Source organism: Methylophaga sp., from assembly GCF_009711715.1.
Lineage (GTDB): Bacteria > Pseudomonadota > Gammaproteobacteria > Nitrosococcales > Methylophagaceae > Methylophaga.
Map to the genome: position 1 here is coordinate 97854 of NZ_VENF01000014.1, position 26325 is coordinate 124178.

The 26325-nt window shown below is 51.1% G+C and carries 24 protein-coding genes; 16 read left to right on the forward strand and 8 right to left on the reverse strand.

Annotated elements, in window-relative coordinates; genetic code table 11:
- The first annotated feature begins 12 nt into the window (after positions 1–12).
- Complete coding sequence (locus FH755_RS11270) at positions 13–642, forward strand: MBL fold metallo-hydrolase (RefSeq protein WP_292441214.1); 630 nt, start codon at positions 13–15, stop codon at positions 640–642.
- Between the two features lie 12 nt (positions 643–654).
- Complete coding sequence (locus FH755_RS11275; protein ID WP_292441215.1) at positions 655–1281, forward strand: carbonic anhydrase; 627 nt, start codon at positions 655–657, stop codon at positions 1279–1281.
- Between the two features lie 51 nt (positions 1282–1332).
- On the opposite strand, the gene FH755_RS11280 is transcribed toward FH755_RS11275, so the two are convergent.
- Positions 1333–1923: an outer membrane protein assembly factor BamE gene (locus FH755_RS11280; RefSeq protein ID WP_292441216.1), complete on the reverse strand. Its 591-nt coding sequence runs from the start codon at positions 1921–1923 to the stop codon at positions 1333–1335.
- A 78-nt stretch (positions 1924–2001) separates the two neighbouring features.
- Here FH755_RS11280 and fur point away from each other — a divergent pair, with 78 nt between their 5' ends.
- A complete protein-coding gene (gene fur / locus FH755_RS11285) occupies positions 2002–2418 on the forward strand; it encodes a ferric iron uptake transcriptional regulator (RefSeq protein ID WP_292441217.1) in 417 nt (138 codons plus the stop codon).
- A gap of 1 nt (position 2419) precedes the next feature.
- On the opposite strand, the gene recN is transcribed toward fur, so the two are convergent.
- Positions 2420–4093 carry a DNA repair protein RecN gene (gene recN / locus FH755_RS11290; protein ID WP_292441218.1) on the reverse strand — a complete coding sequence of 558 codons (1674 nt, stop codon included), beginning with the start codon at positions 4091–4093 and terminating at the stop codon, positions 2420–2422.
- Positions 4087–4962 (reverse strand): NAD(+) kinase, encoded by an 876-nt coding sequence (locus FH755_RS11295; protein ID WP_292441219.1) that lies wholly within the window; start codon positions 4960–4962, stop codon positions 4087–4089. Before FH755_RS11295 ends, recN begins: the two co-directional genes overlap by 7 nt.
- A 172-nt stretch (positions 4963–5134) precedes the next feature.
- On the opposite strand from FH755_RS11295, the gene ndk reads away from it, so the two are divergent.
- From ndk to pgi, 7 genes are read left to right on the forward strand one after another with little or no spacing between them, the layout of a single operon-like run.
- A complete protein-coding gene (ndk, locus tag FH755_RS11300; protein ID WP_292441220.1) occupies positions 5135–5566 on the forward strand; it encodes a nucleoside-diphosphate kinase in 432 nt (143 codons plus the stop codon).
- A gap of 9 nt (positions 5567–5575) precedes the next feature.
- Complete coding sequence (gene rlmN, locus FH755_RS11305) at positions 5576–6682, forward strand: 23S rRNA (adenine(2503)-C(2))-methyltransferase RlmN (protein ID WP_292441221.1); 1107 nt, start codon at positions 5576–5578, stop codon at positions 6680–6682.
- The gene (gene pilW / locus FH755_RS11310) at positions 6679–7443 is read left to right on the forward strand and encodes a type IV pilus biogenesis/stability protein PilW (RefSeq protein WP_292441222.1); all 765 of its coding nucleotides are present in this window, start codon (positions 6679–6681) and stop codon (positions 7441–7443) included. The genes rlmN and pilW overlap by 4 nt, the downstream gene beginning before the upstream one ends.
- Entirely contained in the window at positions 7443–8390 is a 948-nt protein-coding gene (locus FH755_RS11315; protein WP_292441223.1) for a helix-turn-helix domain-containing protein, read from the forward strand. The genes pilW and FH755_RS11315 overlap by 1 nt, the downstream gene beginning before the upstream one ends.
- Positions 8390–9514 carry a flavodoxin-dependent (E)-4-hydroxy-3-methylbut-2-enyl-diphosphate synthase gene (gene ispG / locus FH755_RS11320; RefSeq protein WP_292441224.1) on the forward strand — a complete coding sequence of 375 codons (1125 nt, stop codon included), beginning with the start codon at positions 8390–8392 and terminating at the stop codon, positions 9512–9514. Before FH755_RS11315 ends, ispG begins: the two co-directional genes overlap by 1 nt.
- A 2-nt stretch (positions 9515–9516) precedes the next feature.
- On the forward strand, positions 9517–10773 hold the full coding sequence (gene hisS, locus FH755_RS11325; RefSeq protein WP_292441225.1) for a histidine--tRNA ligase: 1257 nt from the start codon (positions 9517–9519) through the stop codon (positions 10771–10773).
- A 28-nt stretch (positions 10774–10801) separates the two neighbouring features.
- Positions 10802–12439, forward strand: a complete 1638-nt coding sequence (gene pgi / locus FH755_RS11330; protein WP_292441226.1) for a glucose-6-phosphate isomerase — start codon at positions 10802–10804, stop codon at positions 12437–12439.
- Here pgi and ppk2 read toward each other — a convergent pair whose 3' ends face one another.
- Positions 12440–13222 (reverse strand): polyphosphate kinase 2, encoded by a 783-nt coding sequence (gene ppk2, locus FH755_RS11335; protein WP_292441227.1) that lies wholly within the window; start codon positions 13220–13222, stop codon positions 12440–12442.
- 12 nt (positions 13223–13234) lie between these two features.
- Complete coding sequence (gene glgB / locus FH755_RS11340; RefSeq protein WP_292441228.1) at positions 13235–15415, reverse strand: 1,4-alpha-glucan branching protein GlgB; 2181 nt, start codon at positions 15413–15415, stop codon at positions 13235–13237.
- 100 nt (positions 15416–15515) lie between these two features.
- On the opposite strand from glgB, the gene glgC reads away from it, so the two are divergent.
- From glgC to gcvH, 4 genes are read left to right on the forward strand one after another with little or no spacing between them, the layout of a single operon-like run.
- Positions 15516–16784, forward strand: a complete 1269-nt coding sequence (gene glgC, locus FH755_RS11345) for a glucose-1-phosphate adenylyltransferase (RefSeq protein ID WP_292441229.1) — start codon at positions 15516–15518, stop codon at positions 16782–16784.
- Positions 16774–18456 carry a glycoside hydrolase family 57 protein gene (locus FH755_RS11350; protein WP_292441230.1) on the forward strand — a complete coding sequence of 561 codons (1683 nt, stop codon included), beginning with the start codon at positions 16774–16776 and terminating at the stop codon, positions 18454–18456. The genes glgC and FH755_RS11350 overlap by 11 nt, the downstream gene beginning before the upstream one ends.
- Positions 18456–19904 carry a 4-alpha-glucanotransferase gene (gene malQ / locus FH755_RS11355; RefSeq protein WP_292441231.1) on the forward strand — a complete coding sequence of 483 codons (1449 nt, stop codon included), beginning with the start codon at positions 18456–18458 and terminating at the stop codon, positions 19902–19904. The genes FH755_RS11350 and malQ overlap by 1 nt, the downstream gene beginning before the upstream one ends.
- Positions 19904–20290, forward strand: coding sequence for a glycine cleavage system protein GcvH (gcvH, locus tag FH755_RS11360; protein WP_292441232.1), 387 nt, complete (start codon positions 19904–19906; stop codon positions 20288–20290). The genes malQ and gcvH overlap by 1 nt, the downstream gene beginning before the upstream one ends.
- Here gcvH and FH755_RS11365 read toward each other — a convergent pair.
- Together FH755_RS11365 and FH755_RS11370 are read right to left on the reverse strand one after the other, a co-directional pair.
- Positions 20266–21387, reverse strand: a complete 1122-nt coding sequence (locus FH755_RS11365; RefSeq protein ID WP_292441233.1) for an anhydro-N-acetylmuramic acid kinase — start codon at positions 21385–21387, stop codon at positions 20266–20268. The two genes, gcvH and FH755_RS11365, sit on opposite strands and share 25 nt — an antisense overlap.
- A 4-nt stretch (positions 21388–21391) precedes the next feature.
- A complete protein-coding gene (locus FH755_RS11370; protein WP_292441234.1) occupies positions 21392–22984 on the reverse strand; it encodes a peptidoglycan DD-metalloendopeptidase family protein in 1593 nt (530 codons plus the stop codon).
- 129 nt (positions 22985–23113) lie between these two features.
- On the opposite strand from FH755_RS11370, the gene tyrS reads away from it, so the two are divergent.
- On the forward strand, positions 23114–24313 hold the full coding sequence (gene tyrS / locus FH755_RS11375; RefSeq protein WP_292441235.1) for a tyrosine--tRNA ligase: 1200 nt from the start codon (positions 23114–23116) through the stop codon (positions 24311–24313).
- 46 nt (positions 24314–24359) lie between these two features.
- Here tyrS and FH755_RS11380 read toward each other — a convergent pair whose 3' ends face one another.
- A complete protein-coding gene (locus tag FH755_RS11380) occupies positions 24360–24857 on the reverse strand; it encodes a hypothetical protein (RefSeq protein ID WP_292441236.1) in 498 nt (165 codons plus the stop codon).
- Between the two features lie 104 nt (positions 24858–24961).
- Here FH755_RS11380 and FH755_RS11385 point away from each other — a divergent pair, with 104 nt between their 5' ends.
- Positions 24962–25969 carry a helix-turn-helix domain-containing protein gene (locus FH755_RS11385; RefSeq protein ID WP_292441237.1) on the forward strand — a complete coding sequence of 336 codons (1008 nt, stop codon included), beginning with the start codon at positions 24962–24964 and terminating at the stop codon, positions 25967–25969.
- Positions 25970–26325 lie beyond the last annotated feature (356 nt).

A 26325-nucleotide genomic window follows, 5' to 3' on the forward strand; every position in this document is an offset into this window, starting at 1 on the left:
CCGGGTAAATTTATGCAGATCGATTGCATCACAGTTGGTGCCTTTCGCGTCAACACCTATCTTGTACGTGATGAGGCAACAGGTCAGGCAGCCATCATTGATACCGGCGAGACAGAAGAATTGGCTGAGTATCTGGAAGCATTAACCCCACCGGCCGATATTCGAATGATTCTGCTCACACATGGCCATCTTGATCATGCGGGAGCCTTAACCCGACTGCAACAGTCTTTCGATGTGCCGACTTATCTGCCGCGGCTGGAGAAGCCGCTGTTCGAGACGCTGCCGCAACAGGGCAACTGGTTCGGAGCACCGCAGATGAATCGTCCCTGTGGTCGCATTGACCATTTTGTTGATGATGGTGACAGCATTCAACTGGGAGAGACGACGCTGCATTTTATCTCGACACCGGGTCACACGCCGGGGCAGGGCTGTTATTACGATGAGCAGGATATCTTTGTGGGTGATACCTTGTTCGCCGGTAGTGTAGGCAGAACCGATTTGCCGATGGGAGATCCGGCGCTGATGAAGCAAAGTCTGGCAAAATTAATGCAATTGCCAGGTCATCTGCGAGTGCACAGTGGTCATGGGCCTGTGACCACGCTGGCACAGGAACGAAAGACAAATCCTTTTTTATCTTTATAGACTTAAAAAACTATGGCGCATACACACAAACTTCTGGAAGGCTTTCAACGTTTCAAAAAGAATTACTTCGGTGACGATAACAAGCTTTACGCGAGTATGAAAGAAGGGCAGCCAGCCAAGGTTCTGATGGTAGCGTGCTGTGACTCCCGTGTAGATCCCGCCATTCTGACTGATTGTGATCCCGGTGACATTTTCACCGTCCGGAATGTTGCCAATCTGGTACCACCCTGTGAGGAGGACCAACATCATCACGGCACCAGTTCTGCGATCGAGTTTGCCGTCAAGGGGCTGGGTGTCGAAAGCATTATCGTGATGGGTCATGCAAACTGTGGTGGGATTAAAGGCTTGTGGGAGAGTGAAAATCTTGACGACTCACAGTTTATCCATCGTTGGGTATCCATTGCCCAGGAAGCGAAGGACTGGGTTAAAGTGAATCATGCTGACGACAGTGATGCCGCGCAGTTAAGAGCCTGTGAACAACGCTCGGTACTGGTATCTCTGCAAAACCTGATGGGCTTTGATTTTGTGCGGGAGCGTGTAGAAAACGGTTCACTGAAAATACATGGTTGGTATTTTGACTTGGCAGCGGGTGAACTGCTTTGCTATGACGCCGACAATGATCAGTTTGAAGCGCAATAGTTTCAAGCTGAGATAAACGCACAATAAAAAGGCGCTTTAGAGCGCCTTTTTTTATTGCAGTTCAGGGGCTGCCTCACCGCCACTGTCGAGTTCGCCGCCGGCGGCTTCTTCCATCATCGCTTTATCTGCTGCCTTTTCGGCTTCCTGCTCTGCGTCTTCATCGTCTTCGATGATTTCAATTTCGTCTTCATCTCCCAAGCCAATCAGATTCATCAAACCACCGAAGAAGCCGGTTTTCTGTTCATTAAGGGGGACCACGACATTTTTGTCCTGACGCTCGGTCTGCGGTAATTCTTCACGGCTGGCAACAACCCGGGTATCGCCTTCAACATGACTCAGGGTCTCGTCATCATTGAAGTAGAGTGTGATGCGGCGTTGTTCGCGTTCTTCACCGCCAGGCTGATAGCTGTAAATATAGTCCCAGCGATTCGGATGGAAGGTATCAATCAGCAAGGGGGTGCCCATGACATAGGCCACCTGGTTTTTAGTCATGCCCGGCTCAAGTTTATTGAGCATTTCCTGGTCGACATTGTTGCCCTGCTGAACATCAATCTGATACAAACCCGGGATATTATCGGTGCTGCAGGCAGAGATGAGTAAAAACGCAGTCACGGAAAGGCTGTAAACGACGAAACTTTTCATTTAGTATTACTTGATGTAGTTGATTACCAGACTGCGATGATACTCTATTCGCAGCATTTCTACGAGGCGATAACAATAATGGAAAGACAAGATCTACGAAAAGCCGGACTCAAGGTCACTTTACCCCGATTGAAAGTACTGGAAATCCTGGAAACAGCTGAGCAGCGTCACATGAGTGCTGAAGATGTGTACAAGGCACTGCTGGAAATGGGAGAGGAAATCGGGCTGGCCACAGTCTATCGCGTTCTGACCCAGTTTGAGGGCGCTGGGCTGGTATCACGCCTGAGTATTGAAGGTGGTCACGCGGTATTTGAACTGGAAAGTGGCGACCATCATGATCACCTGTTCTGTGTACGCTGTAACCGTATCGAAGAATTCATGGACGAAGTCATTGAACAGCGTCAGAAAGCGATTGCCAAGGAAAAGGGCTTCGAAATGACTGATCACAGTCTCTACATCTACGGTATCTGCAAAACCTGCCAGAAAGAACAATAAATCACTGTTGTGCCTGATCCAGCATTTCCTCTGCGTGAGAGCGGGTTTTCTGGGTCAGGTTCACGCCCCCCAACATGCGGGCAATTTCTTCGACCCGCTGGTTTTTATCTAATTTATCGACAGTGATGTGCGTGCTGTCATCCAGGTGCTTTTTACTCACCTGCAATTGATGATGCGCCTGTGCAGCGACCTGCGGTAAATGGGTAATAGCCAACACCTGCTGACTCATGGCCAGCTGACGTAAATGCTGACCTACCACCTCGGCAACACTGCCGCCAATGCCGACATCGACTTCATCAAAAATCAAGGTCGGCACACTGCGCTGGCCGGCTGTGACCACCTGAATGGCGAGGCTGATGCGCGCCAGCTCACCGCCTGATGCCACTTTGGCCAGATCACCTGCGGGCTGACCGGGGTTGGTTTTAACCAGTAATCTGACTTGATCAGCGCCATGCTCGGTGATTTTACCGTCGGCAAAAGGCTCGACTTCAATATTGATGCTGCCTGCAGGAATCGCCAGCTGCCGGATGGAAGCGGTGATTTGTTCGGACAGCGGTGCTGCCGCATCACGACGGCGCTGATGCAATACTTCACACAGCTGGCGGCAATGTTTTTCTTTGTCCGCTACCTGTTTGTGCAACTCGGCCAGGGTTACCTCACTGCCCGCAAGCTGCGCCAACTCCTCACTGAGTTCATCAAACAGACGCGGCAGCTGTTCGATTTCCACATGATGCTTGCGGGCCAGATCATGGAGTAAGGACAGCTGATGCTCAATGTCATTGAGCCTTGCAGGATCGAGTTCGACATTATCGAGATAGTGACGCAGATCAGTGGCTGTCTCATCGAGATTAATGACGGCAGCATTCAGCGTTTCCACAGCACTGGCAAAACGCGGCTCATATTCCTGCAGTTTTTCCAGTTCACTCAGTATATGACTGATGACGTCGTAAGCTGCCACCTCATCAGCATCAAAGATTTGATGTAAGCCCGATTCGGCAGTGCTGATAAGTTGTGAGGCATTGGCAAGCTGGCCCTGTTCCTGCAACAGGCTACCAATACTGTCATCGGACAGGCTCAGCGCTTCAAGTTCATCGACCTGGTATTGCAACAGTTCCTGGCGCGCCTGCTGTTCTTCGGATTGCTGCTGCAGGTTTTCCAGTTGCTGCTTGAGGTTCTGCCAGTCGCGATAACTGACTTTTAATTCATCCAGCAGGCCTTTATTCCTGGCAACGATATCCAGCAATTCGCGTTGAGTCTGGGGTCTGACCAGTGACTGATGAGCATGCTGGCCATGAATATCGATGCTGCGTTCACTGATTTCACGCAATTGTGTCAGTGGTACCACGCGGCCATTGATATATCCCTTGGAGCGGCCATCGCGACTGATGGTGCGGCGCAGGTGGCACTGTTCATCATCATCCAGTTCCTGATCGATCAGCCAGTCACGCAGCAAGGGATTATCATTGAGGCTGAAATCTGCTTCGATTTCGGCGCGTTCGGCACCATGACGAATCATATTGGAGTCAGCGCGGTCGCCCAGTACCAGACTGAGGGCGTCGACCAGCATCGATTTACCAGCGCCGGTTTCACCAGTGAGGGAGGTCATCCCCGCATCAAATGTCAGTGCCAGGTCTTCAACAACGGCCAGGTTGCGCACACTCAGACTGATCAGCATGTCAGTTTTCTACCCCATTCCAGTTTTGCCCGGAGGATAGAATAATGGTCGTGATCTTCCAGATGCAATAGTCGGATTTGGCTTTGGTGTCGTTCGATGCGAACAGTGTTGCCAGGCCGCAGGATTTGACCGGGGCGTCCGTCGCAGGTCACCATGCCGGTGGTAATATTATTTTCGCTGAGTGTAATCTCAATGGTGTTGCTGGCAGCCACAACCAGCGGCCTGTTACTTAGGGTATGCGGGCAGACCGATGCCAGCACGATGGCGTCCAGGTCGACATCCAGAATCGGGCCGCCGGCAGACATCGCATAGGCGGTAGAGCCAGTAGGGGTGGCAATCACCAGGCCATCGGCACGCTGGCTATTGAGGAACTTGCCATTGATATAGGTCTCAAACTCAATCATGTGCAGGTTTTCATGGGCATGAATAACGACGTCATTCATGGCGATACCGGGCGCTTCATCGTGGCCCTGAATTTCGGCCTGCAGCATAAAACGGCGATCATCACGGTAGCGACCGCTGATGACTTCCTGCAGTTGCTGCTCAAGATTATTCAGTGTGACATCCGCCAGAAAACCCAGGCGACCAACATTAACACCGACGATCGGCATATCTGTTCCCGCCAGAGCCCGGGAGGCCGACAGCAAGGTGCCGTCACCGCCGATAGCAATAGTTAGATCACACGCCGCAGGAAATTCTGTTGCTGGAATGACCGTCAACTCAGGCAGGAAACTCAGTTTTTCATTACAGACCACAATAAGCCCAGCCCCGCTCAGAAAGGCATTAACACGTTCGATGGCGTTTTCCATCACCGTGTCGTCTTTGCGGATAAACAGGCCGATACGTTTGAATGTCGAATCAGTGGTCAAAACAGGCTTCCGTTACTGAGAAATCGTCATCTGATAGTAAAGCTTTTGTCATAAAATCCAAAGCGAAAACGCAGAGGCAGTGGATTTCATCGATAACATTGATAATAGCGGCTGCAGAAATGGTAGAATGACGGGATTTTATTAAACTAAACCAAACCAACAGAGGAATGAAATGGCGATTGAACGTACACTTTCTATCATCAAACCTGACGCAGTTGCAAAAAATGTCATCGGTGAGATTTACACCCGCTTTGAAAAAGCCGGTCTGCAGGTTGTCGCTGCAAGAATGATGCACCTGTCACAGGAGCAGGCAGAAGGTTTCTATGCCGAACATAAAGAACGTCCTTTCTTTGGCGCGCTGGTCAGCTTTATGACTTCCGGTCCTGTGATGGTTCAGGTGCTGGAAGGCGAAAACGCGGTACTGACTAACCGTGATCTCATGGGTGCCACTAACCCTGCTGATGCCGCTGCCGGCACTATTCGCGCTGACTTTGCACAAAGCATCGATGAAAATGCCGTTCATGGTTCTGACTCTGTTGAGAGTGCTGCCCGTGAAGTGGCTTATTTCTTCTCTGCTGATGAAGTCTGTGCACGTACACGCTAAGAGACTGTCATGACTGAGCGCACGAACCTGCTGGGATTGGATCTTAAAGGTCTGGAAGCGTTTTTCGTCGACCTCGGCGAAAAGCCTTTCCGTGCGCGTCAGCTTCTGCAATGGATTCATCAATACCGCGTCACGGATTTTGCCGAGATGACCAATCTCAGCAAAGTGCTGCGGGAAAAATTACAGGCAGTCTCTGAAATACGATTGCCTGAAGTCATGCATGAGCATATCTCGCGTGACGGTACCCGTAAGTGGATTATCAAGCTGTCCTGTGGCAACGCTATCGAAACCGTTTTCATCCCGGAAGATGGGCGGGGCACCCTCTGTGTTTCTTCACAAGTTGGCTGTGCTTTGACCTGCACTTTCTGTTCGACCGCGCAGCAGGGATTCAACCGTAATCTCGACGCGGCAGAAATCGTCGCCCAGCTCTGGATCGCCAACGAGGCCCTGGGTAAAGAACCGAAAGGCAACCGCGTGGTGACCAACGTGGTGATGATGGGCATGGGCGAACCACTGGCGAATTACAATAATGTCGTCACTGCCATGAACCTGATGCGGGACGATTTCGGTTACGGCATATCCTGGCGTCGACTGACATTGAGCACGTCAGGCATGGTGCCAATGATTGATAAACTGCGTGAGGACTGCCATGTCAGTCTCGCGATTTCACTGCATGCGGCTAATGATGAATTACGCAATCAGATTGTGCCGCTGAACCAGAAATATCCGATTGCCGAATTACTGGCAGCCTGTAAGCGTTATGTTGCGGGAGATCAGAAACGCCGTCATATCACTGTTGAATATGTGATGCTGGCCGGTGTCAATGACTCAATGCAGGATGCCAGGGACCTGGTCAGAATTTTGAAAGATCTGCCCACCAAGATTAACCTGATACCTTTCAATCCTTTTCCGGGCACAGACTATGAATGTTCTTCCCGCAACCAGATTGAGCGCTTTAAACAATACCTGATGGATAAGGGACTGGTCGCGACAGTGCGAAAAACCCGTGGTGACGACATCGTCGCAGCATGTGGTCAGCTGGCCGGTGAAGTACAGGATAAAAGCCGTCGCAGTGAGCGAATGGCCCAACAGCGAGAGGTCGTGTTATATCGATGAGCAAAAGCTTGCATAAGTGGTCGATTGTGTTACTGCTGTCATTGCTGACGGCATGTAACAGTACAGGTACGCGTCCGGAATATGTGGCACCGGACCCTAAAGCTGCCGAGATCAATATGCGGCTTGGCCTCAACTATATGCAGCGTGGTGATTATGCGGTGGCGCTGGAAAAGCTGCAAAAAGCCCTGAAGCAGAACCCGAACCTGCCCAGCGCACACAACACCATCGCTTTGCTTTATCAGCAGCTGGGAGAGAACGACAAGGCTGAAGCCCACTTTCTGGAAGCGGTAGAACGTGCACCGGATTACTCCCAGGCACAAAACAATTTCGGCGTGTTTCTCTGCAATCAGGGACGTTATGATGATGCCGAAGCACGGTTTCTGAAAGCGGTAGAAAATCCGCTGTATGAAACACCGGAGCTGGCTTACGAGAACGCGGGTCTATGTGTCAGCCGGATACCCGATCTCGAGAAAGCAGAAAGCTATTACCGTAGAGCATTACAAATTGAGCCAACACTGGCCAAATCGCTGATGCGCATGGCCGAGCTGAGTTATGAACAGCAGAATTATCTGCAAGCCAGAGGCTATCTTCAACGCTACCAGGCTGCAGCCAACTGGTCGCCGCAGGCGCTGTTACTGGCAATAAAAAACGAAAATAAACTGGACGACCAGGATGCCGTTTCCAGTTACACACTGATTCTGCGATCGCGTTTCCCTGACTCTGATGAGCTGCAGAAGGTTAATCAAGGGTTAATAGACTGATGAGCCAAACACACGATGAACCCGTACTGACCCGTACCACTCCGACTTTGGGTGAGCGGTTGAGGCAGGCCCGTGAGGCAAAAAAATACAGCATCGCTGAAGTTGCAGCTCAACTCCGTCTGACCAAAGATATTGTTACCTGCCTGGAAAATCAGGAATGGGAGCGTCTTAATGGTCGAACTTATGCAAGGGGCTATTTTGCCAGTTACGTCAAGTTCCTGGGTCTGCCCTATGATGAAATGCTGGCGGTATTTAATCTGGAGTACACGGCGACAGAGCCTGCTGTCAATCTCAGGCAGCAGCATCATATCAGTGATGAAAGCCAATTTCCCTGGTTTATGTTGGCATTAATTGCGATTGTACTGGTGGTGGGCTGGCTGGCTTACCAGCAATGGCAGGCTGCGCAAATGGCACAGCAAAACGCGGCGCTGTCTTCTGAAATCAACGAACAAACTGAACAGGACCCGAATCAGGACAACTTTGCCGAGAGCATTGTTGAACCATTGGACAGCACACTGCCGGATAACTCGGAACCTGAGGCTGATATGGCAGAGCCAGTCACCGACGACATGGGTGAGCAAGAGGAAGGCGCGGCGCCGCTGTTAACTGACGACAGTGTGGCCGAAACAACGGCCGCAGAAACAGACAACATCACCCAAGCTGAAGGCCAGCCGGAAACACAGCAGATACAGGAAGCGGAGGCACCGACATTACGTATGACCTTCAGCGGTGAATGCTGGGTTGAAGTGACCAGTGCCAATGCCAAAGTGTTGGTCAGCCAGGTTATGCAGGCTGAGCAGTCATTGGAATTACCTGTTGAGCAGCCGCTTCAGATTCTGTTGGGACGGGCCGATGTCGTCACCATTTACTACAACAATGAGCAGGTCGATTTAGAACCTTACACTCAGGGTGATGTTGCGAGACTGACTTTGGGGGTAGATTCCTGATGGAAACAACAAGCTATATCAAACGCAGAAAATCGCGCCAGATCATGGTCGGCGATGTGCCGGTCGGCGGCGATGCACCGATCGCGGTTCAGAGTATGACCAATACCTCGACCACCGACGTGGCAGCCACGGTTAAACAGATTCAGGCGCTGCAGAAGGTGGGGGCTGATATCGTCCGCGTGTCGGTACCGACCATGGACGCAGCCGAAGCCTTTGGTCAGATTCGTAAACAGGTCAGTATTCCGCTGGTGGCCGACATTCACTTTGACTATAAAATTGCGCTGCGGGTGGCTGAACTGGGTGTGGATTGTCTGCGCATCAATCCGGGTAATATCGGCCGTGAAGACCGTGTTCGTGCTGTCGTTGATAAAGCCCGTGATTATGGCATTCCGATCCGTATCGGCGTCAACGCCGGCTCACTGGAAAAAGAACTGCAGAAAAAATACGGAGAGCCGACACCGGATGCGCTGGTGGAATCGGCCCTGCGTCATATTGATATTCTGGATCGTCTGAACTTTCCCGACTTCAAGGTCAGCCTGAAAGCCTCTGATGTATTCATGACGGTTCACGCATACCGCAAGCTGGCCGATCAGATTGAGCAGCCATTGCATCTGGGTATTACCGAAGCCGGAGGTTTACGCAGCGGTGCGGTCAAATCCTCCATCGGCCTGGGTATGCTGCTGGCAGAGGGCATTGGTGACACCATCCGTATCTCACTGGCTGCGGATCCAATAGAAGAAATCAAAGTTGGTTTTGATATCCTGAAAAGCCTTCGCATACGCAACAAAGGTGTCAACCTGATTGCCTGTCCGTCCTGTTCCCGCCAGCAGTTCGATGTGATTTCCACTGTCAATGCGCTGGAGGCAAGGCTGGAAGATATCACGGAACCGATGGATGTAGCTGTGATAGGGTGCGTGGTCAACGGCCCTGGTGAGGCGAAGGAAGCGGCTATCGGCCTGACCGGTGGTACACCGAACCTGCTTTATGTCGATGGCAAACCCAACCACAAAGTCGACAATGAATCGCTGGTCGATGAGCTGGAAAATGAAATTCGCAAGCGCATTGCCCTGCGTCAGCAACAAGCAGAAAAAGATAAAATCATTCCGATAAAGGACATCAGTTAAACGTGGCAGATATTATCCGTTCTATTCGGGGAATGAACGATATTCTCCCCGATGTGACGCCCTATTGGCAGGCGGTTGAACAGACCCTGAAAACCGTGCTCAGCGGCTACGGGTACCAGGAAATCCGCTTTCCCATCGTAGAAAAAACCGAATTATTCAAACGTTCTATCGGCGAAGTTACCGATATCGTCGAGAAAGAGATGTACACCTTTGTGGATCGCAACGGTGACAGCCTGACCTTGCGACCAGAGGGCACCGCCGGCTGTGTCCGTGCGGCGATGCAGAACGGTCTGCTCAACCAGACACAACGACTCTGGTATATGGGGCCGATGTTCCGCCACGAACGCCCGCAGAAAGGCCGCTATCGCCAGTTTCATCAGGTCGGTGTCGAAGCCTATGGTTTTGATGGCCCGGATATCGATGCTGAAATGATTCTGATGACGGCGAGGCTATGGAAAGCGCTGGGCCTTACCGGGGTGACATTACAGATGAATTCTCTGGGTTCAACTGAGGCCCGTCTGGCGTACCGTGATCAACTGATCAAATATTTCGAAGCTCATCAGGATCAACTTGATGAAGACAGCCAGCGTCGACTCTACAGTAACCCACTGCGGATCCTGGATAGCAAAAATCCGGATATGCAGGCAGTGAATGAAGCCGCGCCCAAGCTTATCGATCATCTGGATGAGGAATCAACAGCCCACTTCGAGGCGCTGTGCCAGACACTGGACAAGGCCGGGATTGCTTATGAAATTAATCCCCGTCTGGTACGAGGTCTCGATTATTACGGCAAAACCGTCTTCGAATGGGTGACCGATCAACTGGGCTCGCAGGGCACAGTCTGTGCCGGTGGCCGTTATGACGGCCTGGTTGCGCAACTCGGTGGCAAGGGCGCGACGGCGATCGGGTTTGCGATCGGTATTGAAAGACTGATTGCTTTACTGGAAGCCACTAACGCCTTACCGGAAATTACACAAACAGATGCCTATTTGGTGGCTGTTGGTGATATCGCTGCTGAACAGGCACCGATCCTGGCGGAATCACTGCGTGATGCGATACCCGGTTTCAAGTTGATAAGCCACTGTGGTGGTGGTAGTTTTAAAAGCCAATTCAAACGCGCTGACCGCAGTGGTGCGCGCTGGACCCTGATTCTGGGTGAAGAAGAAATAAACAACGAGACGGTCGGTGTTAAAACCATGGCTACCGGCGAGCAGGAAACCGTCAGCTGGTACGACCTGGCAACGTACCTGAGTCAATAATTATAAATAATATAGATATAGCAGAACTATGACACCTTTGAATATACCTGAATGGCAATCTCTGGTCCGTCACTATGAGGACCTGAAATACCTCTCAATGCGCGAACAATTCGCACTGGACTCCGGCCGTTTCGAGCGTTTTTCCGCCAAAAGCGGTGAACTGCTGCTGGATTATTCCAAAAACCGGATTACCCAGGAAACCATGGATAAGCTGATCCAGCTTGCTGAAGCCGTTGAGCTTGAGGACTGGACTGAAAAAATGTTCAAGGGTGACACGATCAACCACACCGAAGGTCGTGCTGTTCTTCACACCGCTTTACGAAACCGTGCCAATACACCGGTCATGGTCGACGGCAAAGATGTGATGCCGGAAGTCAATGCCGTGCTGGACAAAATGCGCCGTTTTTCTGAACAGGTTCATAATGGCAGCTGGCTGGGTTACAGCGGTAAGAAAATGACCGATATTGTCAACATCGGTATCGGCGGCTCTGATCTGGGCCCGGCAATGATCTGCGATGCGCTGGAACCCTACGGTATTGATGGCATCAGTGTACATTTCGTCTCCAATGTCGACGGCACTGATCTCAGTACCACACTGGAAAAACTGAACCCGGAAACCACGTTGTTTGTGGTGGCCTCAAAAACTTTCACAACGCAGGAAACACTGACCAACGCGCAATCGGCGCGTAACTGGTTCCTGAAGTCAGCCAGCCAGAAAGATGTGGCCAAGCATTTCGTGGCGGTATCCACCAATGCCAAGGAAGTAGCCAAGTTCGGTATCGACACCGAGAACATGTTCGAAATCTGGGATTGGGTCGGCGGTCGTTATTCACTGTGGAGTGCGATTGGTCTGCCGATTGTACTGTACGTGGGTATGGATAACTTCGAACGGCTGCTGGAAGGCGGTTTCCAGATGGATCAGCATTTCCGTAATCAGCCATTGGCAGAAAATATTCCTGTCATCATGGGATTACTGGGAATCTGGTATATCAACTTTTTCAGTGCTCAGACCCATGCCATCGTGCCTTATGACCACTCACTGGCACGTTTCCCCAGCCATATGCAGCAGCTGGATATGGAAAGCAATGGTAAGTTTATCAACCGTGAAGGTGCGCGAATCAACTACAAAACCGGCCCGGTTATCTGGGGCACACCCGGCACGAACGGTCAGCATGCCTACTTCCAGTTGATTCACCAGGGCACACAGCTGATCCCGGTCGACTTTGTGCTGCCGGTCAACAGTCATTACCCTGAATGTGATCACCAGTCGATTCTGCTGGCTAACGGTCTGGCGCAGGCTGAAGCGCTGATGAAAGGTAAGACCGCGGAAGAGGTTCGTGCCGAACTGGTGAAAGAAGGCTTTGAAGGCAAGGCACTGGAAGCGCTGTTGCCACATAAGGTCTTTCCCGGCAATCGCCCCAGCAATGTGCTCATATTCCCTAAACTGACACCGGAAATGCTGGGCCAGTTGGTTGCACTTTATGAGCATAAAGTCTTTGTTCAGGGTGTTGTCTGGAACATCAATTCATTTGACCAGTGGGGTGTGGAACTGGGCAAGCAACTGGCCAAAGCCATTATTCCTGATTTACAGGACGGTTCTGAAATTTCATCTCACGACAGCTCCACCACCAGTCTGATCAGACTGATTCGCGAGCTACGTCAGTAATCACTTCTTATCGTCCGCCCGGCGCCTGAATGCCGGGTAGGGCGGTGAATAAACCTGGGTATCATCCGGTAGCTTCACCAGCTTTTTATTCTTCTCAGGATAGGGCAGATGGTGCAGGAAATGGCGCATGCAGTTAATCCTGGCCGCCCGTTTGTCATTGGCTTCAATGACCGTCCAGGGGGAATGCGTGGTGTGGGTTAACTGAAACATCTTGTCGCGCGCTTCGCTGTAATGCTCCCACTTTTCCTGAGCGGCAATATCGACCGGACTCAATTTCCAGGTTTTAAGCGGATTCTTGCGCCGGGCTTCAAATCTGGCCTGCTGTTCCTTACGGCTGATGGCAAACCAGTATTTAAAGAGTCTGATACCGTCATCAATCAGTAAACGTTCAAGCTCAGGTGCCTGCTCCAGAAACAAGCGATACTTTTCTTCCGTGGTATAGCCCATGACTTTCTCAACGCCGGCACGGTTATACCAGCTTCGATCAAACATCACGATTTCACCCGCCGAAGGCAGCTGTGTCAGATAACGCTGGAAATACCACTGTCCCTGTTCCACATTGCTGGGTTTGCCCAGTGCAACGATACGGGCACCGCGTGGGTTGAGATGCTCGGCAAAGCGCTTGATGGCCCCACCTTTACCTGCAGCATCACGTCCCTCAAATAAAATCACAATGCGTTCACTGTTTTCAATAGCCCAGTCCTGGACTTTCAGCAGCTCCATCTGCAGCAGCTCTTTTTGCTGCTGATAATAGCTGCCTGAAATTCGCTTGGGCCGGGCCATTGTTGACGCTTTTTAATGCTGCTTTTTAAGGATCAGCCCGGAAAGCGGTGGCAGGTTGACCCTGATTGAATGGGGACGATCAGCACAGGGCAGCTCTTCACTCTCAATCACGAGCGCATTGTGATAATTGCTGCCGGCATAAAACTCGGAGTCGGAGTTAAGAATAATTTCATAATGACCGGCTTCAGGTACGCCAATGCGGTAGTTGTCACGGGGGATGGGCGTGAAATTAAAGGCTGCGACGATGAAGCTCTTGGCATCTTTACGCAGATAACTGAGCACTGAGTGCTCTCGGTCATTACAGTCAATCCATTCAAATCCATGCGGATCAAAATCATGCGAATGCAAAGCGGGCGTTTCCCGGTAAAGATGATTCAAATCGGCAACCAGCTTCTGCAGTCCCTGATGAATCGGATAATCGAGCACGTACCAGTCCAGCGAGGTTTCACAATTCCATTCATTACCCTGACCGAATTCACAGCCCATAAACAGTAGTTTTTTACCCGGGTAACTATACATAAAGGTGTACAACAGCCTCAGGTTGGCAAAACGCTGCCATTCGTCCCCGGGCATTTTGTAGATCATCGAACGCTTGCCGTGTACGACTTCATCATGCGAGAAGGGTAAAACAAAGTTTTCGGTAAAGGCGTAAAGCAGGCCGAAAGTCAGCGCATCATGGTGATAGCGACGGTGAATAGGATCCTGCTGCATGTATTCAAGAATGTCATGCATCCAGCCCATATTCCACTTCATGGAAAAGCCGAGTCCCCCCATATGGACCGGCCGTGAAATCATCGGGTAGGAGGTCGACTCTTCAGCAGCAATAATGCAGCCTGGGTGCTCCTTGTGCAGCACCGAATTCACATGTTTGAGAAAGTCGATCACCTCGAGATTTTCGCGACCGCCATATTCATTGGGCAGCCACTGACCCTCTTTTCGGGAATAGTCGAGATAGAGCATTGAAGCGACTGCGTCGACACGCAGACCGTCGATGTGAAACTCCTCCAGCCAGTAAAAGGCACTGGACAGAAGAAAGTTGAATACTTCACTGCGACCATAGTTGAAAATCAGCGTGCCCCAGTCCTGATGCTCGCCGCGGCGGGGATCAGCATGTTCATACAGTGCGGTGCCATCAAAACGGGCCAGGCCGTGTGCATCCTTGGGGAAATGACCGGGTACCCAGTCAAGCAACACACCAATATTATGCTGATGACAGCAGTCAATAAAATAGCGTAAATCATCCGGGCTGCCGAATCGGCTGGTGGGAGCAAAGTAACCGGTGGTCTGGTAGCCCCAGGAAATATCCAGCGGATGTTCAGTAATGGGGAGTAACTCAATGTGGGTGAAGCCCATTTTGCTGACATAAGGCACGAGGTCTTCAGCCAACTCCCGGTAGCTGTAGAAGCTGCCGTCGGGGTGACGTTTCCAGGATCCCATATGGACTTCATAGACCGAATGCGGCTCGTGAAGCCAGTCCGCATGTTCACGGGCATCCATCCAGTCTTCATCCTGCCAGTGATGCAAAGTCGGGCGGGTAACCACGGAAGCCGTGCCGGGGCGCAGCTCGCATTGCTGGCCATAAGGATCCATTTTCAGATGCAGCGCGCCGTCGTGGCGGCTACGGATTTCAAACTTATAGAGTTCGCCCGGTTCAATTTCAGGAATAAACAGTTCCCAGACACCGGTATTACCGCGAACACGCATCGGATGTCTGCGGCCATCCCACTGGTTGAAATTGCCGACAACACTGACACGTTCAGCGCCCGGCGCCCAGGTAGCAAACAGAGTGCCTTTGATGCCCTCGACCTCATGGACGTGCGCCCCAAGGACTTTATAGGCATGCCAGTGTTTGCCCTCAGAAAACAGGTGCAAGTCATATTCAGACAACTGCGGCATGATGCTGTATGGATCATGGAAGGCAACTGCTTCACCATTGTGTCGCTGGCGATGAATTTTATAAGGCCATTTGAGCTCACTGGCATCACCCAGCCAGACGAAAACATCACTGCCTTCGATGCGGGTCATTGGCAATGTATTATCGATTTTCGCTTCCGCAGTATCGGGTAGAAAAGCGCGGATAATGGCTTTGTCGTTTTGCTGATGAAAGCCCAGCACACTGAAAGGATCGTGGTGGCGCGCTTCAATGATTTTTATAATGTCTTCGTTCAAATTCTTGTCAAAAATCATCGCCATAATATCCCGTATAATCTTTTAATTGCTGATTGCCGCACGCTTATGGCAGGCTAACAGTATTACACCACAAATCATAGGGCTTTGGCCGGAGAATTATCGTATGAGTGAGAACAACAGCACGCGTTTCGTCAGTCGATTAACGCGGGATACTTTGGCCTTGATTCTAGCTGGTGGTCGAGGTTCCAGACTCAAGCAGTTGACTGACTGGCGAGCGAAGCCTGCTGTGCCGTTTGGTGGTAAATTTCGAATTATTGATTTTCCTCTATCCAATTGTGTGAATTCCGGGATTCGCCGGGTCGGGGTGCTAACCCAGTACAAAGCCCATTCGTTAATCAGGCATATTCAACAGGGCTGGGGGTTCATGCGGGGTGCTCTGGGTGAATTCGTGGAACTGTTGCCGGCCTCCCAACGTAATGAAAAAGGCTGGTATGAAGGTACCGCTGACGCGGTCTACCAGAATATCGATATCCTCCGGAATCACGGCCCTGAGTACGTTCTCATTCTGGCTGGTGATCATATTTACAAAATGGACTATGGTGATATGCTGGCAGAGCATGTTGCTCAGAATGCTGACATGACCATCGGCTGTATCGAAGTGCCGATCAACGAAGCCAAAGCGCTTGGGGTTATGTCAGTCGACGTTAACAGACGCATCGTCGCGTTCGATGAAAAACCGGATAACCCAACGCCGATGCCGGGTCGTGAGGATGTGGCACTCGCGTCCATGGGTATCTATGTTTTCAATGCCGCCTTTTTGTACGAGCAGCTGATTAAAGATGCCGATACCCGCGGTTCCACTCATGACTTCGGGCATGACATCATTCCCAGCCTGATTAAAAACTATAAAGTTGTTGCCTTTCCATACAAAGATGTCCAGGGCAATGATCCCGGCTACTGGCGTGATGTCGGGACTATCGATGCTTTCTGGTCAGCCAATCTGGAGTTGATTGGCGTGACCCCGGAACTCAATCTCTACGATGATGACTGGCCGATATGGACCCATCAGGCACAGCAGCCACCCGCCAAGTTTGTGTTTGATGATGATGACCGGCGGGGCATGGCGGTTGATTCCATGGTTTCCGGCGGCTGCATTATTTCAGGATCGACGGTCCGTCACTCGGTGCTGTTTTCCAATGTGGAGGTGCACAGCTATTCACTGGTGGAAGATGCGGTGGTGTTGCCGGATGTGACTATCGGTCGCCATTGCCGACTGAAAAAGGTGGTAATCGACAAAGGTTGTGTGATTCCGGAAGGAACAGTGATCGGTGAGGATCCGGAGCAGGATGCCAAGCGCTACCATGTGTCACCGAAAGGTGTCGTTCTGGTTACACCTGAAATGTTAGGACAAAACTATCGTTATGTCAGATAAACTCAAGGTCGTTCTTTGCTGGCACATGCACCAGCCGCAGTACAGTGAACCGATGGGGGGGCTGTATCAGCTACCCTGGACCTACCTGCACGCGATTAAAGACTATGTGGATATGGCCTGGCATCTGGAGAATGTCCCTGATGCCAGGGCCGTGGTCAACTTCGCTCCGACCCTGCTGGAACAGCTGGCAGATTACGACGACCAGCTCAAAGGTCGTTTCAAGGGAACCGGCCGGCTTAAAGATCCGTTGCTGATCGCGCTGGATTCACCGGTGCAACCGGTTCACGCGGAAGAGCGAAAAACACTGATCAATGCTTGTCTGCGTGCCAATGAAGAAAAACTGATCCAGCCTTTTCCGCATTTCGCCCGGCTGGTGGAAATGGCTCGCTGGACGCTGGAGGAGCAGGAACGTCTCAATTATGTGAACGATCAGTTCATGATCGACTTGCTGGTCTGGTACCACTTGGTATGGATGGCTGAGTCAGTCCGGCGCAGTGATGTCCGGATTCAGGCACTGATGAAAAAGGGACGACTGTTTACTTTCCATGACCGGCGGCAGTTGATGATGGTGATGGGGGAGCTGTTGAGTGATCTGATCCCCCGCTACAGACGACTGGCCGAATCAGGGCGTGTTGAGCTGTCAGTGACACCTTATGCTCACCCGATTATGCCGCTGCTGCTGGATATCAATTCCACCCTGGAAGCGATGCCGGATGCTTTGCTGCCTGAGATTACCCATTATCCCGGTGGAAGAGAACGGGCGCACTGGCATCTGGAAGAGGGACTGCGCGTATTCGAATCTTTCTTCGGCTTCAGACCGAAAGGCTGCTGGCCTTCAGAAGGGGCGGTTTCTGAGGAAACGCTGAAAGTGATCGCCCAGCATGGCTTTGAGTGGGCCGCAACCGGTGAGAATGTTCTGAGAAACAGTCTCAAGCTGTCAGGCATAGCCGATGCTAATATTCATAAACCCTACAAACTGCCTGGTGCTTCACCGGCCTGTTTTTATCGTGATGATGGTCTCTCTGACATGATTGGCTTCATTTATACCAAGTGGGGCGCCGATGATGCGGTGAATGACTTCATCCACCATTTGCTGAATATCAAAAAAAATACAGAGGGTGATGCAGACCGCGTTGTATCTGTAATTCTGGATGGCGAAAATGCCTGGGAATATTACTCCTACAACGGTTTTTACTTCCTGCAAAGTCTGTATCGCCGGCTGACAGAGCACCCGGAAATTGAACTCACAACCTTCAGTGACTGTCTTCATAGCGGCGTGCAGCCTGCCAAACTGCCGAAGATGGTCGGGGGCAGCTGGGTATTTGGTACCTATTCAACCTGGATCGGCGATCCCGATAAAAACCGCGCATGGGACTTGCTCAGCGAAGCCAAGAAAACCTACGACAGGGTGATGGCAAGCCACGAGTTTGATGAGGAGACGCAACAGGCACTGGAACGCCAGCTTGCTATCTGTGAAGGTTCAGACTGGTTCTGGTGGTTTGGTGATTACAACGCTGCAGACAGTGTCAGTGATTTTGAACGCTTATACCGGCTGCATCTTTCCAATCTTTATCAAATGTTGGGTGAAGAAGTTCCTCAGGTCCTGTCTGAGGTCATTTCTCATGGTGGAGGAAATATGGAGCAGGCCGGCACAATGCGGCGCGGTAGTTGATGCAACAGGCTCATATTTTTGATCAGCGGCGCAGCGGTGTGCTGCTTCACATTACCAGTCTGCCATCCGGGAATATGGGAGCGGATGCCTATCGATTTGTCGATTTCCTTCAGTCTGCCGGCGTTACACTGTGGCAGATGCTGCCGCTTGGTCCGACCCATGATGATCGTTCCCCTTACCAATGTCTTTCAGCCCATGCAGGTAATAATCGCCTGATATGTCGCGAGATGCTCAAGGCTGCGCCCTGGGCTGAGGCGGCGAAGCTTAATGATCCGAAAATGTCTCGCTTAATGTCGCATGCCTACCGGCAGTTTGACCTTCGGGCGGATGAAGCTGAGCGGCAAGCCTTTAGTGACTTCTGTGAGCAACAAGCTTATTGGCTGGATGATTACGTTTTATTCCGCGAGTTACGTCATCTTAATCAGTCACGGGCATGGTTTGACTGGCCTGCGGCATTACGTGACCGCGAACCGGAAGCGTTGGAGAGATTGGCGATTGAACGTAAAGATGCCCTGAATATTCGTCGGTTTGAGCAGTTCATTTTCTTCCGTCAGTGGCACCAGTTAAGAGCCTACGCCAACGAGCGCGGTGTGAAACTGTTTGGTGATATGCCCATTTTTGTGGCCCATGACAGCGCCGATGTCTGGGCTGAACCATATCTTTTTACCCTGGATCAGGCCGGTCAACCAACCCGCGTGGCTGGTGTGCCGCCGGATTATTTTTCCGAGACCGGACAGCGCTGGGGTAATCCGCTTTATGAATGGCCAGTGCATATTGAGCAGAATTTTGACTGGTGGCATCGCCGTCTGCAGACCCAGCTCGAGTGTTTTGATTTGATACGTATCGACCACTTCCGTGGTTTTGAAGCCTGTTGGGAGATCCCCGCCAGTTGTGAAACTGCGGTCGACGGTGAATGGGTTAGTGCGCCCGGAGAGCAGTTGTTTGACAGTTTGCTGGCGCACTTCGGTGAGTTGCCGCTGGTGGCTGAGGATCTGGGTATTATTACCGATGAAGTCACGGCTTTGCGGGAAAAATATGCCATGCCGGGAATGAACGTTCTGCAATTCGCTTTCGGTGGCGATGCCAGTAACCCATACCTGCCGCACCAGCAGTGCGTTGACAGTGTGACTTACACCGGCACCCACGATAATAACACCACGCTTGGCTGGTATCTGGCACTGGAGCCGCACGTCAAAGCCCATTTCCATGCCTATATAGGTGAAAGCATGGAAATGATGCCCTGGCTTTTGATTCGCACGGCACTGAGTTCTGTTTCTGAACTGGCGGTGCTGCCGATGCAGGACCTGCTGTCCCTGGATGGGAGCCATCGCATGAATATTCCCGGCACCACAGAAGGTAACTGGCGCTGGCAATTCAGTTGGGATATGGTGGATGACAACATTGCCGCGCGGCTACGAGCCCTTAATGGCCTATACGGGAGACTGTGATGGAAGCGAACCTGGATCACCTTCGATACGCCCCGACACATGAATGGGTGAATGATGAAGAAGGCAATGAAATGACGGTAGGCATTACTGACTTTGCCCAGAATCAGTTGGGCGATGTCGTGTTTGTCTCTTTACCCACACCGGGAAGTCAGTTCCAGGCAGGCGACGTCTGTATGTTTATTGAGTCGGTGAAGTCGGCTTCAGATATTCACATGCCAGTGACGGGCACGATTATCAGCGTTAATCAGGAACTGGAACAGAGTCCGGAACTGGTGAATCAGGATGCTTTCGGTGGCGGCTGGCTATTCAAGCTGACTGCGGACGAAACAGCCAGCAGCGATCATTTGCTGGACAGTTTTGCCTATGATGCTTCATTGGATGAGTAAAGCGCCCCCAGCAACGTCGTTTTGCGTGCACCGGTAACAGAGGGCAGATTGCCGGGCAAGTGATGCATAAATCGCCTTGCCAGCCAGGCAAAAGCACAGGCTTCCACCCAGTCAGGAGCCAGTCCCAAATCAGCGGTAGTGCGGACTGTCATGGCAGGTAGTGCATCACGCAGGGCCTGCATCAGTACTTCGTTATGTGCGCCACCACCACAGACAAACACTTCTTCAGTCTGTTCCGCATATTGCTTGATGGCATCGCTTATTGAGTTCGCTGTCATTTGCAGCAGGGTTTTCTGAACCGCTTTCGCCTTTATCGGTTTGTCCAGTTCGGCCATCTTCTGCGTTAACCAGTTCAGGTTGAAATATTCCCGCCCCGTGCTTTTGGGCGCCGGCTGCATAAAGAAGGGATCATTCATCAGCAAATTCAGCAGCGCGGGATCTATCTCACCATCGCGGGCCCACTGACCGTTATCATCGTATAAATTATTGTGATGCTGCTGATACCACTGATCCAGCAGGACATTGCCGGGGCCGGTATCGAACCCGGTCACGGCCTCTTCATTGCCGGCCGGCAACACAGTGATGTTACTGATACCGCCGATATTGGCAATGACACGATTCCGCTGCGGATCCTGAAACAGTGACTGATGAAATGCCGGCACCAGCGGTGCACCCTGACCACCCAGAATCATATCGTGCTGACGAAAGTCAGCGACAGTGTTGATGCCGGTTTTTTCGGCAATGACATGCGCATTGCCGATTTGCATGCTAAAAGGGTAAGCGGCATCAGGTGCATGGTAAATGGTTTGACCATGACAGCCGATGGCTTTGATATCGGTCGCAGCGATATGGGTTTCGGATAGCAGCTGGTTAATGGCGTCACCATAGGCATAGCCCAGTGCCATATCGATTTGTCCCAACTGTTGAAGGTGTGTCCTGCCGGCATTAATCAGTTTGAGTAAGTCACGGCGCAAACTGTTATCGAAGGGATAGGTTTCAGCCGCCTGCAGTGAAATTTCATGGGCATTGAAGTCAACGATGGCAACATCAATCCCATCCAGGCTGGTGCCTGACATGACGCCAATATACAGACCCATAAGTTTACTGCTGGTTGAATGCCAAAGCTGGCAGTGTCAGTTCGTCCAGTTGTGCCAGTAATGGCTGAGATTGCTGTCTGAACTCAGCCATGTAGTTGGCATTGAGTGGTTCCGCTTTAGGCAGTGCCACAGTCAGCGGGTTGTGATGCACACCGTTGATACGGAATTCGTAATGCAGGTGGGGACCGGTCGCGAGTCCACTGCTACCAATGTAACCGATAGTTTGCCCCTGTTTGACCCGCTGCCCGTTTCTCATGCCTTTTTTGAAACGTGACATATGAGCGTAGAGCGTTGTGTATTTACCACCGTGCGACAGTATCACTGTCCGGCCATAACCGCCCTTGGTACCGACAAATTCAACTTTGCCGTCACCGGTTGCCAAGATGGGGGTACCGGTGGGAGCCGCATAATCCACACCACGATGAGGACGCGCAGTTTTCAGAACCGGATGAAGACGGTTGGGGTTGAAGCGGGAACTGATGCGTGAGAAATGAACCGGTGTCCGCGTGAAAGTCTTACGCATGCTGTGACCTTCCGGTGTGTAGAAGTGGCTATTACCCTCGGGGTCGGTATATCGAATCGCACGGAAAGTGGTGCCGCGATTGGTGAATTCAGCAGCAAGAATATCGCCGTCATCAAATTTTTCACCATCAAGGAAGGATTCTTCGAAAATAACCTTGAAGTTATCGCCCTGGCGCAGGTCTAAGGCAAAATCAATATCCCAGCCGAAGATGTGTGCCATTTCCATGATCAGCTTGTCTGACATACCCGCTTTTTGGCCGGCTTCAAACAGAGAGCTTTCAATCTGGCCGGCAACCTGTTTCTGGCGGCTCTCGACATCACGAGTCAAAGTTTCAGCGGTATAGCCATCTTCAGTTCTGCTGAGTTGCAGAGTTTCAATCGGGCTGAGTTTAAGCTCCAGCTTTTCCAGTGTCGTTGTGTTCTCAGTCTGAGACAGACCGAAACGCAGGGTCTGACCGGGCTTCAGATTCAGCAGTGGTTTTATGCTGTCACCTGACTGAGCCACATTATAGACATCACGTGCTGTGAGACCGGCTTTGGGGAAGATCAGCGAAAGGTTGTCACCGGAATCCACGGTGATTTCCTGCCAGGTCAGTTCTGGTTCCGATTGCTCGACTATGGCTTTCCCTGTTTCAATTTCAGCTGGCGTTTCTTTGATAACCTCAGCTGCTTTTTCCTGCTTGTCTTCTTCCAAGTGCAATTTTTCCAGCTGGGCAGGCTCAGCCAGGCTGGCTTCTTCGTTGCTGGGTACCGGCACCCGCGCTACAGCAGGTGCATTGACGCCAGCTGGTTGGTCAGCACCCGGTTTTTCGGGTAGAGCTTGGGTTTGTGTGTTTTGCTGGGTGATTCTACTGGGCGTTATTTGATGACTGCTCTGACCCGGCAACTGAATCGTTTTGGACTGGGTGTCAGTGTTCAACGGCGTACTGGTAGCCAGAACGATGGTAGTCAGGAAAACGCCGATCACCGTCAGCAAGGAAAGTAAAAGAATATGATGTCGTTTGCTATGGCCGGGTTTTTCGCTGGTGAACAGTCGTCCATGAGGCGAATTGCTCAGAAGTCTGTTACGTTTCATATGCAAACTCTTGCTGAAATTATAAATTCGCTCAATTCTGGCAGCATTTGAACAGAATTGGAACCCCTTGCTGTAAGCTTGTTGTGATAATATTGCCCGCCATCACATTTACAAACTCGGAGTGCATAGATGATCCCTGTACAAGAGGCGATGGCAGAGATTCGCCGCGGTGCTGACGAAATCCTGGTAGAGAAAGAACTGATTGAAAAACTGGAATCAGGCAAGCCGTTACGCATCAAAGCCGGTTTCGATCCAACCGCACCGGATTTGCACCTGGGGCACACCGTCCTTCTTAATAAGCTGAAACAGTTTCAGGATTTGGGTCACCACATCCTTTTCCTGATTGGTGACTTCACCGGCATGATTGGCGATCCTACCGGTAAGAATGTCACACGTCAGCCATTGACCCCGGAGCAGGTCAAGCAGAATGCAGTGACTTATCAGGAACAGGTGTTCAAAATTCTGGACCCTGAAAAAACCGAGGTTGTGTTCAATTCTCACTGGATGAATGACATGTCGTCTGCAGACATGATTCGCCTGGCATCTAATCACACGGTAGCGAGGATGCTTGAGCGGGACGATTTTCACAAACGCTACAGAAACAACCAGCCGATCGCGATCCATGAGTTTCTTTATCCTTTAATACAAGGCTATGATTCGGTGGTATTGGATGCCGATGTTGAGCTGGGTGGTACTGACCAGAAATTTAATCTGCTCATGGGGCGTGAGTTGCAAAAAGCTTACGGTAAATCCCCTCAGTGCATACTGACCATGCCGATTCTTGAAGGGCTGGATGGCGTGCAGAAAATGTCCAAGTCATTAAATAACTACATCGGCATCAATGACAGCCCCAAGGATATCTTCGGCAAGTTGATGTCGATTAGCGATGATCTCATGTGGCGTTATATTGAGCTGTTAAGCTTCCGCAATGTCAATGAAATTGACGACTGGCGCCAGCAAGTCGAGCAGGGCAGAAACCCTATCGAAATCAAAAAAGAATTTGCTCAGGAAATGGTTGCCCGCTTCCACGGCGAGCAAGCAGCCGACGAAGCTCGTGGCGGTTTTGAAAACCAATTCAAGAAAGGTGAGCTACCGGATGATATTCCTGAAATCACGCTGTCAGTCGGCGGTGAAGGAATGCTGATAGCCAATGTGCTTAAAGAAGCCGGTCTCACCAGCAGCACTTCTGATGCGATGCGGATGATCAAGCAGGGAGCCGTCAAGATCGATGGTGAAAAAGTCGATGATAAATCGTTATTGATTGCGCCGGGTGTAGAAGGTGTGTTTCAAGTGGGAAAACGCAAATTCGCCCGCATTACCGCTAATTAAATTACCTCTACCGGCACACTCATGTGAATGTGCCGGCATTCCTGCTTCAGTTCAGTTGCCGGCCACAGCGCTTGCAGTTTTTGAGCTGTTCATCTCCGTTCAGGCTGTGCTTCAACACCAGCACTGCTGCTTTACCAAAACCATAACTGGTCAGCAACAAACTGGCGTATAGATAAATATTAAATAGAGTGAATCCGGTACCGGACGGCGTGTAGTTCTCTGTGGCGGGATCCAGTATCGGAAAAATGGCGTATAGCAAAAACAGACTGGAGTTGGTGAAAGCACCGATCACCATAGCCCACCGCACATGCCAGGGTAAACCAACTCTGGCGGCATAGATGCCCAGGATTAATGCGCTCATCAAAAGGAAGTCAATGTGGGCTTGCAGTACGCGACTCGACTTACCCGGAAAGAGACTTTCCAAAAAACCGATTTGGTTATAGAGGCCTACCAGGCTCCAGGCCAGCACCAGTGCCATCAATATCCAGAGGCAGGCGCCACGAATCAGGATAACATTGCCCGCATGTGATTGATCGTTGGTCATAATCTCTCCTGTTGTTATAGTTAACCGACAGTAAAATGTTGCCTGTAAGCAGGGGCAAAAACTTTTCCCAAACGGTGCGGTTTTTTGACCGCAGAGGTTGTTTTATGAATCAGCCTGTCAGCCATGCAATGGACTTACCCACTACACATCTTGGTGGAGAGCGTTTCTGCACCGAATTGCAGCCCGTTTCCCAAAGACTGGCCTGGCTCAGAGAAATCATTGGTCGCGAATACGCTAATGTTGAAATCACGCCGCCCGGCGATATGTATCTGTATAACGATATGTTTATCTACCCCTGGCAGCAGGGTGTGCGTTTATCTCCCATTTATTCCAATGCGATTACACTGGAGCGTCTTCCCTGCGAACCAGAGCATATATCTCAGGACTGCTATTTCGCGGTATTGCTGACAGCTGGCCAATACAAATTAGAGCAGGGCGGTCGAGAGGTTTTTCTCAAGCCGGGAGAAATGACTATCTATGATGCTACCGAACCACACCGAATTACGATTCCGGCGCAGTTCGCCAAAGTGTTGATTTCAATTCCACGCCAGCTACTGGATGAACGGGTTTCTAATGTCAGCCGTCTGACCGCAACACGTATTCCCAGTAGTAGCGGTATAGGCGCAGTCACGTCTACCATGATCCGATCGACAGTCGCTCAACTTCCTAAACTCAGTCATAGTGCTTTTCAGTCTTTATCAGATCCTGTGCTTGATAGCTTTAGCTTGTCGATTAGGGAAACAGCCGGCCAGCGAGTACATTTATCCCGTTCACAGGGGGCCACCTTATGGCGGCTGAAGCAGTTCATCAGCCACAACCTCGCCGATAGTGAACTGGATGCAAGTAAAATCGCTGCAGCTGTCGGATTGTCATTGCGCTATATAAACAAGTTGTTCGAGCAGGAGCAGACCTCATTGATGCGATTTGTGACGCAACAGCGACTTGCCCGTTGCCGTCACTATCTTGCCAGTTGCCTCCATGCCCACCTCAGTATCACCGAAATTGCCATGCAGGCAGGTTTTAATAACATGGCGCATTTCAGTCGTGTATTTCGTCAGCACTATGGCATGTCACCGCGCGCTTATCGCCAGCAGCAATTGAAAAGGCACTGATCGTTGCGGCAAAATCGCCAACAATCCTGCGATGGAAGATGGGTGATGAAATTATTACAATAAAATTACTTATGAATTCATAGGCCTAGTTGTCGGCTATCAGGATCGGGAACAACTTCCTGTTGACCTCCGCCGCTCAGGCTGTAGAATGCGCCTCTCTTGTTGCTTAACAACACGCCAACAGCGGACCGGAAAGCAACAAAAATGTTTGACAGTCTGGCGTGGAGCTGTATAATTCTCGCTTCTTTGCTGCAGCGAGTTCTGCGAGCAACGCTCTTTAACAAAACAGTATCAAGTAATTTGTGTGGGTGCTTACGTCAGGTGGCTAGAAAACCTGACGGCTAGCATTTACATGC